Raw genomic sequence first — 14,962 nt, forward strand, 5'->3', positions numbered from 1 at the left:
TTTTAAGGTCAAAAAAGACATCGTGCGAACAGTGAAGGTGTATGTAGGTATCAAGGAGCAATTCGATGGCATTGACCGCCTCACCCAAGGAAAAACCGAACACTTCAGAAAAGCCTAGAGTCTTGACCCAATCTGAGATCACAGCATTACGGCAAGACATGAAGCAGTCAATTGCGTGGGCACAAGCTGAACTGCGCCGTCGACACAAGTATCCAAATTAACCCAGTGCGGACGTAAAGTCCCATATAGGCAATAACTGCAATGCAAGCAATCATTTTATTTAAATTATTAACCACCACACTGCATCGGCAGTGTGGACGTATACATTTAAAATAAAATGTAGAAACCAACCCTGCCAATGAGCGGGGTTATTTTTTGCTCCGTGATTTGGTCAATATTTACGGAGAAACTCATGTCTGAGTATCACAATAAGCAAGCCTTACTCGTTATTGATCTACAAAATGGTCTATTTCATGCACAGCATCCACCATTTCAAGCTGATCAATTGTTGAAAAACATCAATCAGCTCATTGAATATGCGCGTGTTAAACACATTCCGATTTTTGCGATACGTCATGTTGGTTTAGCTGGCACAGGACTCGCACCAAATAGTCCAATGACTCAACTCATTGCTGAATTAAATATTGATCCTAATACAGATTACATCTTAGAAAAAACACGGCCAAATTGCTTTTTCCAAACAGATTTAGCACAACAATTAGGGTCTTTAAATGTTGAAGAAGTGATCATCTGTGGTTTAAAAACTGAATTTTGTATTGATAGCACAAGCCGTGCGGCAAAAGACTTAAATTATAAAGTGACATTAATTTCAGATGCGCACAGCACAGTAGATTCAAAGGTTCTCAATGCTGACCGTATTATTCAGCATCATAATTCAACGCTCAATCAAGCTTTTGTTGCGCTAAAAACCAGCGCTGAATTTTGTACATAAAACAAGCTACATAAAAATACATTCAAAATTTGCACATTTTAAATAAATATGCGATTCTGACTAGATATTAAGAAATGAAAGATTTCTTACACAGTATATTGAACAAGGGGAGTAGCCTCCTTTAATCAGAATATCGTCATTACGCTTTGAAAAAAGCCGGTATCTGAGCATTTGAGATTGATGTACATAACTCAAATGTAGGCAAGACCTTGATCATGTTGACACAGATGTTTAATCATCTGGCAACAGGTCAAGGTTTTTTTATGCCTGATTGCCAGATTCGGAGAGTTTTATGGAAACTATTGGCAATCCATGGCTGTATCTAGCGTTCTTCGCTATTGTTATTGTCATGCTACTGATCGACTTTTTAGGCTTTAAACAAAAAGAAGGGCAAGAAGTCAAAATTAAAACTGCTGCCTACTGGAGCATTGCATGGGTCAGTGTTGCAGCGTTATTTGGTGGTGGTTTATGGCTGTATCTACAACAAACCGCGGGGGTTTCTATTGCCAATAGCAAAGTCATGGAATACTTTGCAGGTTATCTACTTGAAAAATCATTAGCGATCGACAATGTCTTTGTCTGGTTGATGATCTTTGCTGCATTTGCGATTCCCCAAGGCTTACAACGTAAAATTCTGCTCTATGGTGTATTAGGTGCAATTATTTTACGTACTATCTTTATTTTTATTGGCGCATGGTTCGTTCAAGAATTCTCTTGGGTGCTTTATCTCTTTGGTGCGTTCTTGGTTTATACAGGCTATAAATTCCTTAAAGGACAGGATGAAGAAGAAACCAATATCGAAGATATGGCTATTCTCAAGTGGTTGCGTAAACACATGCGAATCACCCCAAAATTAGAAGGTGCTCAATTCTTTGTTCGTCAAAATGGTGTGTTGTGGGCAACCCCGTTATTCCTTGTCTTAATTTTAGTTGAAGCTTCAGATGTAATTTTCGCGGTCGATTCTATTCCAGCGATTTTTGCGGTGACCAGTGATCCATTTATTGTATTAACTGCGAATTTAATGGCGATCTTAGGTCTACGTGCAATGTTCTTCTTATTGTCGGGTGCTGCGTCTAAGATGCATTATTTGCCTTATGGCCTAGGCATCATCTTAGTCTTCATTGGCTTTAAAATGTTAATGCTGGATGTCTTCCATATGCCGATTTGGATTTCGTTAGGTTTCATTGTGATTGTCTTGGCAATTACCGCTTGGCTCTCTATTCGCCATAGCAAAAAGCACCATGAAACAACCTTGTAAACACTAGATCAAGCCTTCCAATTGGAAGGTTTTTTTATGATCAACAATACTCAACGATTTAAACCAGATTAAAAGGACCAAAATGAGCAATGCATGTTTAACCATCAATTTTAAAACAAAACGTGTCTGTATAGACGGCAAAGTCATTGGTCTAGCAATGCTACAGCAAGGTGAATTTCATGCACAATTTGATCAACAAAAAACAGAGTGGAAAATAACTTTAGGATTTACATTGTTTGGACATTATGGAAATGAAATCTTTATCCATCAGTATGGGCAAGATTTAGCATTTTCAATTATTTTAGCGGCACATGATGGTCATTTATTGGATTCTGATATTGTTAAAAAACTGAAAAAGAAACATCAACTCAATCTGCAAATACAACATCAAACGAAGATTTCGATTTTAGACACCACATGGTCATCTGTTGTCTTGGAGTATGATCTTCACTATGGTTTGATTAATTTAAATCTGATCCCCTAATCATCCACAACAAGCAGCTTTTCCCATCTGGTTAAAAACTGTTTAGCCTGAATCCGTGCTAAAAAAACTGGATAACTAACCAAACGTTTATTCCATCTCAATTTTAATTCAAACAAATCATTTAGCCCAAACGGCGCAATAATTTCGATATCATCATTTTCAAGTAAACGTACTGCAATTGCGGTTGCCGTTTCAACCCATGCGGATAAAGCATCGAATAAGGATTGGTATTGAGGGATAGAGCTTCCATCATCTGTTTTATACCACAAATGCACATAGGCTTGATTGACTACATCCCATTCATTATTAGGAAATTTTTGCTTTAACAATTCAGTCAAACGTTGCTCTTTAAGGCCTTGTTGATCATTTAAATCATAGAAAATGACATCGATTTCAATCTGATCAAATCCATAACTCTGATGATGTAAAATAGACCATACCAAGTTACGAATTACACCTGCACTCAAGTATGCATGTGCATGAATATCTCGCAAATACTGTAACCGAAGCATCAATTCAGGGCATGAATAGATGATCTGTTTTAACTGTTTAGTATTGTCCATTGTTGTCTTATTTCACCATTTTCCAAGACTGTAGCGATTGTTGCTATCAAGATAAACTCACAATATAGAATATGCCTTTAGCCACTAATTTTAGTTATATTTCGATAAAAATTTCCCTGCGCTAAAACAATAAAAAATAACGTTATTCAATTTTTTAGAATGCTTTCGCGCAAAACTGCATACAGCACCTGATACAAATTTCAGGTACAATCAATCGAAAAAAGGATAAATTGCAGGTTCTACATGTCTTGTGTTGTACAGAAAACAGCGGTTCGTGGGCGTTTTCTTGATATTAAAAATACCGTTTCTCAAGCAGCTCAAATATTAGATCAAGTTCGTTATATCGAAGATGGTTTACTGATCACAGAGCAAGGCAAAATCACATGGTTTGGCCCTTGGGAAGATGCACAGTCTCACCTGACAGATGATATTCAAATTGATCACTACCCAGAACAACTGATTGTGCCTGGTTTTATTGACACCCATATTCATTTTCCACAAACAGAAATGGTGGGTGCATATGGTGAACAACTTTTAGAATGGTTAAATACCTATACTTTTCCAACAGAAATTCAGTTTGCAGATAAAACCTATGCCGACAAAATCGCACAGTTTTTTGTCCAAGAATTACTTAAAAATGGCACCACGACGGCACTGGTTTTTTGTACGGTACATCCCCAATCAGTCGATGCCTTATTTGAAGCGGCAGAACAGCATCAGATGCGTTTAATCGCAGGTAAAGTCATGATGGATCGTCATGCACCTGAAGCACTCACAGATACTGCTGAAAGCGCATATATTGACTCTAAAGCACTGATTGAAAAATGGCATGGTAAAGGTCGTAACCTATATGCCATTACTCCGCGTTTTGCTCCAACCTCTACACCTGAGCAATTGGCAAAAGCAGGGCAGTTAAAAGCAGAGTATCCAACGGTATATGTGCATACCCATCTTAGTGAAAATAAAAATGAAATTGCATGGGTCAAAGACTTATTCCCAGAGCAGAAAGGTTATCTGGATGTCTATCACCACTATGGTTTAACAGGAGAGCGTTCTGTTTTTGCACATTGTGTTCATTTAGAAGAGCATGAGTGGGATTGCATGCATGCAACTGATTCAGCGATTGCATTTTGCCCGACATCAAACTTATTTTTGGGAAGTGGTTTATTCCCATTAAAAAAATCCTGGGAAAAACAGGTCAAAGTCGGCTTAGGAACAGATATTGGTGCAGGAACAGCCTTTTGCCAATTACAAACCCTCAATGAAGCCTACAAAGTGCAACAACTCCAAGGTGATAAACTTTCGGCAATGGAAGCGCTTTACCATGCAACGCTTGGTGGAGCGAAAGCGCTGCATTTGGATGCGCAATTGGGCAATTTCAATATCGGTAAAGAAGCCGATTTTGTTGTGCTAGATTTAAAAGCAACGGCGCTACAACAACTGCGTCAGGAACGTGCTAAAAACATAGACGATGCATTATTTGCCTTATTTACCATGGGGGATGATCGCAATATTCAAGCCACCTATATTTATGGACAAAAAGCCTATGAGCAAAACCAAACAAAAACCGCGTAAATCAAAGAAAAAACTGATTTTGATTGGTACAGTTTTTGTGATTTGTGCATTCGTTTTAAAACGTGATGCACATTGATCATTTCGGCTTAAATTAGGGCATTTACATTTTCAAATGTCAAAAAAGATGCATCTTGATCTGATATGTTTTAAAATTATGTCATCTTTTAGGGTGTTGCTAGTCAACACCTTTTTTAATTTTAGAATTTGATGTTTAGGTTTTTAGGTATTTCCCATGACTATTGAAATGAAAGTGATGATTTCTGCTGAAGAAATTCATGCAAAAGTTCAGGAACTTGGTAAAAAAATTGATGCACATTATGCCAATAGCGATAAAGAGCTTGTCTTAATTGGTTTATTGCGTGGTTCAGTGATTTTTATGGCTGATTTATGTCGTGCAATCAGCAAGACTCACGAACTCGATTTTATGACCGTTTCAAGCTATGGTGGCAGTACAACATCTTCTCGTGATGTCAGAATCCTCAAAGATTTAGACGGCGAAATTCGTGGTAAAGATATTTTAGTCGTGGAAGATATTATTGACTCTGGCAATACCTTAAGCAAAGTATTGGAAATTTTAAGTACACGTCATCCCAACTCGATTGAGCTGTGTACTTTAGTCAGCAAACCGTCTCGCCGTGAAATCGATTTAGATGTGAAATTTCTGGGCTTTGAAGTTGAAGATAAATTCATTGTGGGCTATGGTTTAGACTACGATCAAAAATACCGTCATATTCCGTTTATCGGGGAAATTGGTCTTTAATTGAGACCTCACCACATCATTTTAACTAAAATGAGTTAAGCGACTTCGGTCGCTTTTTTTATTTTTTTAGCTTTCATAGTGAACAAAAATGCAACAACTTGTAGCAAATAAGCGCTTTTACTTCATTAGAGAATATTTGATTATTAAACTAATTCGATGCAGTAACTCACGACAAAATAAAGAAAAAGGAGAAAGATTATGATGTCACTGATTAGTGCAATTGTGATTGGTTTTATTGCTGGTTTAATTGCACGTGCAATTCACCCAGGTGATGACAAAGCTGGCTTCATTGTAACAACAGCACTCGGTATTGTAGGTTCATTGGTTGCAACCTATGGTGGTCAATTACTCGGCCTATATCCAAAAGGTGCATCAGCTGGATTTATTGCCTCAGTCATTGGTGCAATAGTGGTACTCTTTATCTATAACATGATTGCCAAACGTACTTAAATTTTCTCCTCAATATAAAAAGCACCCTCAATGGGTGCTTTTTTACGCTGTCAGCATTCTAAGCGCTGTTTATAATCCAAAATTTTTCCATATTTTCTCAATTTCTTCGGCAGGGTAGGCACCCATCACCTTATAACCATTTGAGAAAATAATTGCTGGTGTTCCATGCAAACCTAATTTTTTACCCAATTCCAAATTACGTTCAATTGGCGTTGCACAATTTGCTGGTGCAGTTGGTTTAATCCCATTTTGAATCAAATTTTTCCATGCATATTCTTTATTTGCAGAACACCATACTTGCTTAGATGGCAAAATCGATTGTGCTTTGATGGAATAGATAAATGTATAAATTGTCACATCATTGAGCTTGGCTAAATTCCCTTCAAGCGTCTTGCAATATGGGCAATTTGGGTCAGAAAAGATTGCAAGCTGACGCTTTCCATTCCCCCTGACTGTTTTTACCGCATCATTCAAAGGTAATGCTTTAAAATCTATCGTATTTCCTTTAACTGCTAAATCTTTGGTTAAATTATGCTGATCTTTCAAACGAATCATTGAACCAATAAATAAATGCTGGGCATCCTCATTGACATAAACAATTTGATTATCCAAGGTCCCACTATATAAACCCTGCATTTCTGTTGTTTGCAGATTATTAATTTTTACATTGGGATACTGCTGTGCTAATTTTGCTTTCACAGTCTCAACACTGGCAAAACCAGCTGTACAAAAAGCCAGACTTAAGCTCAATGCGATAAATTGCTTTAACATAAATCGATAAAATCAAAATAAATATTGAGATGCATTAAAGCATAATTCATCAGCTGACTTGTTTAAAAACTGTGATTGATCCTTATCTCTGTTTGCAATGGTTCTCTACCAATCACAGCACATTCAACTGTTAAAAAAACTGTACTTTATTCTTGCTCAGGTTTCACGTGAAACCCAACTAAACATTGCGGTTTTGTTGATTTCAACAGAAATATGCACCAATTGTTGATGAATAGATAAAGCCTGGCGTATCTGATCTGCATTTAAATTTTTATCATTGGATTCAAGCGCCAAAATCACTGAAAATTTGCCTTTAGCCACTTTCCACACATGAATATCGGTTATTTGGGCTTCAACATTTAGATGCTCAATCACTTCACGTACGTCTTCAACTATAGGATGATCCATTTCCGCATCTAACAATGTTTGCGCCGTTTCTTTGATTAAACCATATGACCAACGCCCGACTAAAATGGCCCCAACAATCCCCAATACAGCATCTAAAAAATCCCACCCCAAATACTTTGCAGCAAAAAGAGCAATAATCGCCAAGACAGAGGTCAGTGCATCTGCAACCACATGTAAAAACGCAGCTTTTTGATTTAAATCATGTCCATGATGGTCATTATGCGTATGTGAATGATGGTGATGGTGATGGTGATGGTCAGCATGATCGTGTAATAACCATGCACAAACCAAATTGACCAATAAGCCTAAAATAGCAATCAAAATCGCTTCATTATAATGAATCTGTACAGGATGGAATAAACGCACTAGCGACTGGAAGGCCATAAATAAGGCCACCACCATCAATAGAATTGCACTGCTATAGCCAGCAAGAATTTCAATTTTCCATGTGCCAAAACTAAAACGAGAATCCTGCGCATAATAACGAGCAGCTCGATAAGCAGCATAAGCCAAACCTAATGCCAGCATATGCGAACTCATATGCCAACCATCTGCGAGTAAGGCCATGGAATTAAAAATCCAGCCTCCCGCAATCTCAAAAATCATCATCAATCCAGTCAAAATGGTCGCCCATAAGATTTTCTTTTGTGCTAAAGGATTACCTTGATCAAATTGATGGCTATGCTTTCGCTGAATGGTTTTGAATTGCATGAGGCATGATCCTATATACTCTCCCTGAGTATATAATTTCAATTTAAAATATACTATAAGGGAGTATATAAAATAGCGGATTAATTTATGAGTCATTTACATCAAGATAAAAAAGTCCTCAATCGTGTGAAACGACTAAAAGGACAAATTCATGCGATTGAAGAAGCTTTGAATGATCAAAGCAGCTCATGTATCAGCGTTTTACAGCAAGTTGCGGCAATTAAAGGTGCCGTGAATGGTTTAATGAATGAATTGATTGAGCAGCATTTAACTGAGCATGTGATTAAAGACACTCAAGCCGTAGATGAAGCTGAATTACAAGAATTTTTAAAGCTGCTAAAACGCTATTCATAACTCAATTCACAGTCATCTATGCTTGAATGTTCAAGTTTCCATTGACCCTTTACTGATTAAGTTTTAATCTTTCCATACTCAATTCCTTCCATGCCGAACTTTGTATTGAACAGGTTTGGCATTTTTATCTGCAAAACATTTGCATTTGAAGTCCTATATTTATGAATCAACAATCATGGCGTTCATTTTTAATGATCAGCCTAGCCTTATGTATTGGTACGATTGGTACAGCGCTTGCTAGCCCCTTATATCCAATTTATCAACAACTTTGGCAATTACTCCCAAGCCAGATCACCTATATTTTCGTGGCCTATATGTTTGGTTGCTTAACCACATTATTATTTTTAGGACGTAGCAGTAATAGTTTTGGTTTTATTCGTACCTTACAAATCGGGCTATTGTTTGCTGTGGTTGGCTTAACACTGTCGGTGTTTGCATCAACCACCTATTTGCTTGGATTTGGGCGCTTTATCATTGGTATTGCCTCTGGATTGATCAGCACCTCCGCAATGTTAGGTTTAATTTATACCATTCCTGACTCACATAAACAGAATGCCGCACAGTTAAGTTCAATTATTACCGTCATTGGTTTTGGACTGGGCCCGTTTATTGGTGGTGCAATCGCACAATTTTCTGATCGTCCACTTGTCACACCTTATTTACCCGTAATTGTTGCAGCAATCATCAGTTTGATGAGTTTATTTACGATTAAAACCATGAGGTTTGAAAGGCAGCCATTTTCTATTGCACCCCACTTACAACTGCCAGAAGCTCAATTTAAAAAACTGTTTTATATCGCCAGTTTTACCGCATTCTGTGCTTTTGGCTCATTTAGTTTATTTGCTTCATTAGCACCTTCCTTTATTCGAGATGTGATTCCTTGGCATGGACCATTGGTCAGTGGTGCAACCATTGCCAGTATCTTAATGGTTTCTGCGATCGTCCAATTTATCGCAAAGTCTTTTGATATGCATAAAGCATTGAATACAGGCTTAGTCTTATTGATTTCCAGCTATATTATTTTATCGATCTGTATGACCATGCATTGGAGTTTCTTATTCTTTTTGAGTGTGGTTTTGGTCGGAATGGGGCATGGTTTAACGTTACTGAGTGCTTTTGCATTGATTCACCACATGACCAATGTTGAAAATCGGGCAGCTGTGGTTTCTACTTATTTGTTTATTGCCTATTTTGGCACCATTGTGCCGATCATTAGCGCAGGCTTTTTATCTGATCATTTTGGTTTAATGGTTGGTGTTTTAGGCTTTTGTGCAGGAATCGGTATCTTATGTATTTATTTATTGATCAGTCATTTAAAAATTAAAGTTGGATCAAACATCTAGGCGCTGTACGCCTAGATGTTGGTTAAAAGCAATTATTGAATAATCTCAATTTTAACCACTTCTATATCAGTGGGTTTATAGCGGTGAGTATCCACTTCCCCCACAACTTTAACTTTGGTACCCGGTTTTAACTTTTTTAAATCGATAAGATCGTCATCCACTTCGATCCCAATAGTTCCTGTGCTGTCTTTTAGCTCATAATGTTCATGTTTTATTTGACGAACAATTGTCCCCGTCAAGGTGACTGCTGTTTCATCATTGGCACGTATTGCTTGTCCAATGGTGATCTTGTTTTTGGCAGCTTCTTGAATAATCACATGATCATCTTTACCCGCCCAAACATTTGACGTCATCACTAAAACAGCAATCGCAAGCAATAAAGGAGTTTTTTTCATGAAAAGAAGCCTTTGTTGAATATGTAATTGATCTTACAGTAAACAATTCTAAGATTGATGTAAATTCAGCTTACAAAAGCACAACTTTTCATCAAAAAAAGCGGACTTATGTCCGCTTTTAAGCTTTTAGAGTAAAGGATTACTTTCCAATACAAATTACTTTCCAATACAGAACGAGCCAAAAATTACCCCTAACAGATCATCTGCACTAAAATCGCCTGTGATCTCAGCTAAGGCATTCTGTGCTAAACGTAACGATTCAGCGACCAGTTCACCCGCATGATAGACCTCAAGTTGTTCATGTGCTTCTGCAAGATAGTGCTGAGTGCGCTTCATTGCGTCTAAATGGCGTGTACGTGCAATAAAGGTATCTTCTTCAGGATGGAAGCCAGCATGCGCTGTAATCGCATCTATAAGCGCTTGTACGCCCATTTCCTGTTTGGCCGACACACTAATATGGCGAAAACCTTGAAAATCGCTTAATTCGGGTGACTGCGCAGTTAAATCACATTTGTTACCAATCAACATCAAGCGTTTAGTTTCTAAATGATCTTCAAAATAGCGCTGAGCCAATGCTAAAGGATTTTCACCTTGGCTGAGGTCATAAACCAAAAGTAATAAATCCGCTTGCTCAATTTCTTTGATTGCTCGGCGAATGCCTTCTTTTTCGACCACATCACCTGTCTCACGTAAGCCCGCAGTATCGGTCAGTGTGATGGGTAAGCCATTTAAAGTAATTTTCTCATGCAGTACATCACGCGTCGTTCCTGCGATATCCGTAACAATGGCACGGTCATTTCCCGCCAAGGCATTCAATAACGAAGATTTACCCGCATTTGGCTTACCTGCGATCACCACTTGCAGACCTTCACGTAATAATTGCCCCTGACGCGCAGAGTGTTGTACAGCAGAGACTGAAGCCTGCACATCTTCAAGCAGATGAAGAATTTTTCCATCTGCCAAAAAGTCGATTTCCTCTTCAGGAAAATCAATCGCCGCTTCAACATGCAAACGTAAATGAATCAGTTTTTCCAACACGGTATTCACTTTATTGGAAAATGCACCTTGCAAAGAACGTACTGCAGAACGCGCAGCGGCTTGTGAAGTCGCATCAATTAAATCTGCAATCGCTTCAGCTTGAACCAAGTCTATTTTGCCATTTTCAAAGGCTCGCATGGAAAACTCGCCTGCTTTGGCGGCAATAGCACCCAGCTCGAACAATCGTGCAAGAAGTGCATTTTGAATTACAGGACCACCATGTCCCTGCAATTCCACCACATCTTCACCAGTAAACGAGTTTGGATTTGGAAAGCAAATTGCTAGGCCCTCATCCATCACCTCACCTTTTTCATCAAAAAACTGACGAAAACCAGCAAAGCGCGCTTGGGGAAGCGCTTTTTGAGTTAAAGCTTGTGCAATCGCATAAGCTTTAGGACCAGATAGACGAATCACACCTACACCACCACGTCCAGGTGGAGTCGCAATTGCTGCAATTGTGGTTTGGCTTACAGGGTTGCTCATCTAAATTACTCAAACTTTGACAATAAAAAAATCCGCCTAAGATTACCATCTTAAGCGGATTTTTTCAGCTATTGCTTAATCTATGAAGATTAAACTACTTCGCTTGCGACTTTGGCTTTAGCAACATTTTTGTTGATAAACCATTGTTGCAGAATCGTGATCGAGTTGTTCACAATCCAGTATAAAACCAAGCCAGAAGGGAAGAACAGCATAAATACTGTAAACATGATCGGCATGATTTTGAAGACTTTAGCTTGCATTGGATCAGTAGGTTGTGGGTTCAACATTTGTTGAACAAACATCGTTACACCCATGATCAACGGCAAAATAAACCAAGGATCCATCGCAGATAAATCTTGAATCCAAAGCATCCATGGTGCATGACGAAGCTCTACAGATTCCATCAATACCCAATACAATGCTAAGAAGATTGGCATTTGCAACAGCAATGGTAAACAACCTGCAAGTGGATTGACTTGCTCACGTTTGTAAAGCGCCATCATTTCTTGTGAGAAACGCATGCGGTCTTCACCAAACTCTTCTTTCATGCGTTGCATTTCAGGTGCAATCACACGCATTTTCGCCATAGAACGATAGCTCTTAGACGACAATGGCCAAAGAATAAGCTTAACCAATACAGTCAATAAGATAATTGACCAGCCCCAGTTACCCACAAGATTATGGAAGAACTGTAAACCAGCAAATAATAATTTTGCAATTGGCCATAACCAACCATAGTCTACAGTTTGGTTTAAACCAACAGCCAAGTCTTTTAATTCAGATTGAATTTTTGGACCTGAGTAGAACGTTGCATCAATGCTCATTGCTTTTCCAGCTGGAACATTGATGGTTGGAGAAGTAAACCCAATGATATTCATACCATCTGCAGATTTACGAGATTCCAATTTTGCTGTGTATTCTTGACCGCCAAAATGACCAGGCATCCAAGCACTTACAAAATAATGCTGAACAATCGCAACCCATCCGCCTTTTGCTTCAGTGTTGAGTTTTTCATCAGTAAAGTTTGCAAATTTTAGCTTGTTATAATGCTCATCAGGTGTACCCCAAGCGCCACCCAAATATGTTCCAAGTGTAAAAATCCCTTGAGAGGTTTTTCCTGGATCATCTGAGTTATCACGCTTAATTTGACCAAACATTTGTCCTTGCCAATTTTGCGCACTACGGTTGACAACCTGATAGCTTACATCGATTGGATATTGACCTTGTTTAAAGGTAAATGTTTTGATGATTTCAACGCCATCTGCTGTTTTAAATACCATTGGTACAGCTAAAACTTGCGATGTCTTGCCATCTTTGTCTTTGGCTGCTTTGGCATCTGCAATAGTATAAGCAGTTTTTTCAAACGCATAGTTTGGACGATCTGGCTTACTGTCCGGACCATTTAATCCAATTAACCCAGATTGCGCAACATAGGTACGTTTTGCATCACTTTCAAGCATAACAAAAGGCTGATCACTGTCTTTGCTCTTGTCATGATTCAGTAATTCAATACGAACAATATCACCACCTTTAGGACTAATCCAAAGATGATAAAGGTCAGTTTGTACTGAAATCAATTGTTGATTTGCTGTGGCTGGTGCAGCTGTATTCTGTTGTGCAGCAGCTATATTTGCTTGTGGAACATCGCTAGTGGCCGCAGTTGCTTGACCTTTTGGCAGATCGGCAGACACATCATGCGCTACAACAGCCTGCGGTGTCGCAGCCTTCGATGTATTGTCATGACCATAGTCTTTTTGCCAAGCCAAAATGAGCAAATATGCGGTGACTAACATGGCCCCAAGGATTGCAAACCTGGCCCATTGTTGCATATCTATTACCCCAAGTGGTTAGAGTGATTTTGGTTCAATAAACGTTCACGCAAGGGTACAGGAACATGAAGCGTTTGAGAATCTATTTGCTGAAATGAAATAAAACGAATTGTTTTTTTTGGCACAGGATCATAACCATACCCACCCCAAGGATGACAACGACACACGCGTTTGGTCGCTAACCAGCTACCTTTTAATGCGCCGTGCGTATGGATCGCTTCTAACGAATATTGAGAACAAGTCGGAATATAACGACAACGAGGTCCAATGAGAGGACTAATCGCAATTTGATAGAAACGAATCAACCAATGCAATAAACGAATCATTGGTATCCTCTATTTTTGAGGGGAAGATTGAGCTATTTTATGGTGCTTTTTAACAATGCGCTGCAATTTCAACCAAGCAAATTGTAATTGCTGAAAAAGCTCAGCATTTGGAACTGCTTCTATACCAACTTTAGGCATCACCACAATATCCAATAAATCTATATTTTGCTGGTTTAAGCGAAAACTTTCACGCGTTAAACGTTTTATTCGATTTCTTTCATGCGCACGGCGCACTTTCTTCTTTGCAACAACAATACCCAAACGGCTTTTAGGCTGTTCGGTGACTTTTGCTAAGAATATAAAATGGGGTTGATGCACTTTAAAAAGCGCACCATCAAATACATCTTTGTAATCAGCAGCGCAGTGGATTCTCACCTCTGGACTGAAACTATAAAGAGACATAACACCCAAGTCGTCTATCAACTGTCTAAAAAATTAAACAGTTAAACTATGACGGCCTTTTGCACGACGGCGAGCTAATACTTGACGACCAGCCTTAGTAGCCATACGAGCACGGAAACCATGAACACGCTTGCGCTTTAATTCAGATGGTTGGAATGTACGTTTCATATCGAAACTCCAAAATTGATCTTTTCTAAAGGTTCGCGATTGTATTGTGCATTCTTTATTCTGTCAATAAATATACACATTTCTTTTATATAGACGCTTTATTTTTACCCAGACAACAACTTTATATAGATTAAATTGAATAAATTATTAAAAATATATATTCACAGCATAACTTATTCTTTTATAATGCAAATAAGAGTTACGCACAGATATATCCTCAAAGTTATCCATAGGCTGATTCACAATTTAAATTTAATTTCTCAATTTTAAATTTAAAAATCGTGTTGTTTTGAATTTAAATTCATAACTTAAGCTTTATCCACAGAAATCCTGATCCTTATAAATAAATTCAAATTTAAAATTTATATTTATTATTATTAGGGAGCATTTTTTCTGTGGAAAACCGCTTTTTTAAGATAAATAATAATAACTTACCCTGTGAGTATCCATGTTTCTATTAATTTGATGGATTGTGGATAACTTTCTGTGATAATTTATCCACAGCTTGTGGAAAACCTTATCCACACCTGCTTTGAATTTGAATTTATTTACAGAAGGTTGCTTTTTTGAGCGAATTAGATTGAATTAACCATGACAGATGTGGATAACTTGGTTAGAATGGCGACCCCTTCACCTACAGGGTAGGGGTAAATAGTCTTTTTTGAATTTAAAATTGAATGAAGGGGTTTCAC

At 38.2% G+C, this 14,962-nt stretch carries 18 protein-coding genes; 9 read left to right on the forward strand and 9 right to left on the reverse strand.

Going from position 1 to position 14,962, the window contains the following annotated elements; all coding sequences use genetic code 11:
* Positions 1 to 65 precede the first annotated feature (65 nt).
* The 4 genes from ACZ5QH_RS22755 (at position 66) to ACZ5QH_RS22770 (ending at position 2,694) form a co-directional block, all read left to right on the forward strand.
* Complete coding sequence (locus ACZ5QH_RS22755) at positions 66 to 221, forward strand: hypothetical protein (protein ID WP_244014520.1); 156 nt, start codon at positions 66 to 68, stop codon at positions 219 to 221.
* A gap of 191 nt (positions 222 to 412) precedes the next feature.
* Positions 413 to 952, forward strand: coding sequence for a cysteine hydrolase family protein (locus tag ACZ5QH_RS22760; protein ID WP_303577857.1), 540 nt, complete (start codon positions 413 to 415; stop codon positions 950 to 952).
* A gap of 292 nt (positions 953 to 1,244) precedes the next feature.
* Positions 1,245 to 2,210: a TerC family protein gene (locus ACZ5QH_RS22765; RefSeq protein WP_004718969.1), complete on the forward strand. Its 966-nt coding sequence runs from the start codon at positions 1,245 to 1,247 to the stop codon at positions 2,208 to 2,210.
* Between the two features lie 82 nt (positions 2,211 to 2,292).
* Positions 2,293 to 2,694 (forward strand): hypothetical protein, encoded by a 402-nt coding sequence (locus ACZ5QH_RS22770; RefSeq protein ID WP_303577856.1) that lies wholly within the window; start codon positions 2,293 to 2,295, stop codon positions 2,692 to 2,694.
* On the opposite strand, the gene ACZ5QH_RS22775 is transcribed toward ACZ5QH_RS22770, so the two are convergent.
* The gene (locus ACZ5QH_RS22775; RefSeq protein WP_303577855.1) at positions 2,691 to 3,257 is read right to left on the reverse strand and encodes a nucleotidyltransferase family protein; all 567 of its coding nucleotides are present in this window, start codon (positions 3,255 to 3,257) and stop codon (positions 2,691 to 2,693) included. The genes ACZ5QH_RS22770 and ACZ5QH_RS22775 overlap by 4 nt on opposite strands.
* Positions 3,258 to 3,500: 243 nt before the next feature.
* Between ACZ5QH_RS22775 and guaD the strand changes: the two genes are divergently transcribed.
* From guaD to ACZ5QH_RS22790, 3 genes are all read left to right on the forward strand, one after another.
* Positions 3,501 to 4,832 carry a guanine deaminase gene (guaD, locus tag ACZ5QH_RS22780; RefSeq protein ID WP_034613314.1) on the forward strand — a complete coding sequence of 444 codons (1,332 nt, stop codon included), beginning with the start codon at positions 3,501 to 3,503 and terminating at the stop codon, positions 4,830 to 4,832.
* Between the two features lie 232 nt (positions 4,833 to 5,064).
* Positions 5,065 to 5,592, forward strand: coding sequence for a hypoxanthine phosphoribosyltransferase (gene hpt / locus ACZ5QH_RS22785; protein WP_004718958.1), 528 nt, complete (start codon positions 5,065 to 5,067; stop codon positions 5,590 to 5,592).
* Positions 5,593 to 5,790: 198 nt separating this feature from the next.
* Positions 5,791 to 6,042 carry a GlsB/YeaQ/YmgE family stress response membrane protein gene (locus ACZ5QH_RS22790; RefSeq protein ID WP_004718955.1) on the forward strand — a complete coding sequence of 84 codons (252 nt, stop codon included), beginning with the start codon at positions 5,791 to 5,793 and terminating at the stop codon, positions 6,040 to 6,042.
* 69 nt (positions 6,043 to 6,111) lie between these two features.
* Here ACZ5QH_RS22790 and ACZ5QH_RS22795 read toward each other — a convergent pair whose 3' ends face one another.
* Together ACZ5QH_RS22795 and dmeF are read right to left on the reverse strand one after the other, a co-directional pair.
* The gene (locus tag ACZ5QH_RS22795; protein WP_105714707.1) at positions 6,112 to 6,813 is read right to left on the reverse strand and encodes a DsbC family protein; all 702 of its coding nucleotides are present in this window, start codon (positions 6,811 to 6,813) and stop codon (positions 6,112 to 6,114) included.
* Positions 6,814 to 6,969: 156 nt separating this feature from the next.
* Positions 6,970 to 7,932 (reverse strand): CDF family Co(II)/Ni(II) efflux transporter DmeF, encoded by a 963-nt coding sequence (gene dmeF / locus ACZ5QH_RS22800; protein WP_303577854.1) that lies wholly within the window; start codon positions 7,930 to 7,932, stop codon positions 6,970 to 6,972.
* Positions 7,933 to 8,019: 87 nt separating this feature from the next.
* Here dmeF and ACZ5QH_RS22805 point away from each other — a divergent pair, with 87 nt between their 5' ends.
* Entirely contained in the window at positions 8,020 to 8,286 is a 267-nt protein-coding gene (locus ACZ5QH_RS22805; RefSeq protein ID WP_004818177.1) for a metal/formaldehyde-sensitive transcriptional repressor, read from the forward strand.
* 161 nt (positions 8,287 to 8,447) lie between these two features.
* Positions 8,448 to 9,629 carry an MFS transporter gene (locus ACZ5QH_RS22810; protein ID WP_303577853.1) on the forward strand — a complete coding sequence of 394 codons (1,182 nt, stop codon included), beginning with the start codon at positions 8,448 to 8,450 and terminating at the stop codon, positions 9,627 to 9,629.
* Positions 9,630 to 9,661: 32 nt separating this feature from the next.
* Here ACZ5QH_RS22810 and ACZ5QH_RS22815 read toward each other — a convergent pair whose 3' ends face one another.
* From ACZ5QH_RS22815 to rpmH, 6 genes are all read right to left on the reverse strand, one after another.
* Positions 9,662 to 10,024 (reverse strand): NirD/YgiW/YdeI family stress tolerance protein, encoded by a 363-nt coding sequence (locus tag ACZ5QH_RS22815; protein WP_004818181.1) that lies wholly within the window; start codon positions 10,022 to 10,024, stop codon positions 9,662 to 9,664.
* Positions 10,025 to 10,180: 156 nt separating this feature from the next.
* Positions 10,181 to 11,545: a tRNA uridine-5-carboxymethylaminomethyl(34) synthesis GTPase MnmE gene (gene mnmE, locus ACZ5QH_RS22820; RefSeq protein ID WP_303577852.1), complete on the reverse strand. Its 1,365-nt coding sequence runs from the start codon at positions 11,543 to 11,545 to the stop codon at positions 10,181 to 10,183.
* Positions 11,546 to 11,634: 89 nt separating this feature from the next.
* Positions 11,635 to 13,374 (reverse strand): membrane protein insertase YidC, encoded by a 1,740-nt coding sequence (gene yidC, locus ACZ5QH_RS22825; RefSeq protein WP_004718941.1) that lies wholly within the window; start codon positions 13,372 to 13,374, stop codon positions 11,635 to 11,637.
* A gap of 5 nt (positions 13,375 to 13,379) precedes the next feature.
* Complete coding sequence (gene yidD, locus ACZ5QH_RS22830; protein ID WP_004718939.1) at positions 13,380 to 13,700, reverse strand: membrane protein insertion efficiency factor YidD; 321 nt, start codon at positions 13,698 to 13,700, stop codon at positions 13,380 to 13,382.
* Positions 13,701 to 13,709: 9 nt separating this feature from the next.
* Complete coding sequence (gene rnpA, locus ACZ5QH_RS22835) at positions 13,710 to 14,102, reverse strand: ribonuclease P protein component (RefSeq protein ID WP_004718937.1); 393 nt, start codon at positions 14,100 to 14,102, stop codon at positions 13,710 to 13,712.
* 33 nt (positions 14,103 to 14,135) lie between these two features.
* Positions 14,136 to 14,270 carry a 50S ribosomal protein L34 gene (gene rpmH / locus ACZ5QH_RS22840; protein ID WP_000831329.1) on the reverse strand — a complete coding sequence of 45 codons (135 nt, stop codon included), beginning with the start codon at positions 14,268 to 14,270 and terminating at the stop codon, positions 14,136 to 14,138.
* Between the last annotated feature and the right edge of the window lie 692 nt (positions 14,271 to 14,962).

Source organism: Acinetobacter sp. Ac8, assembly GCF_055392545.1.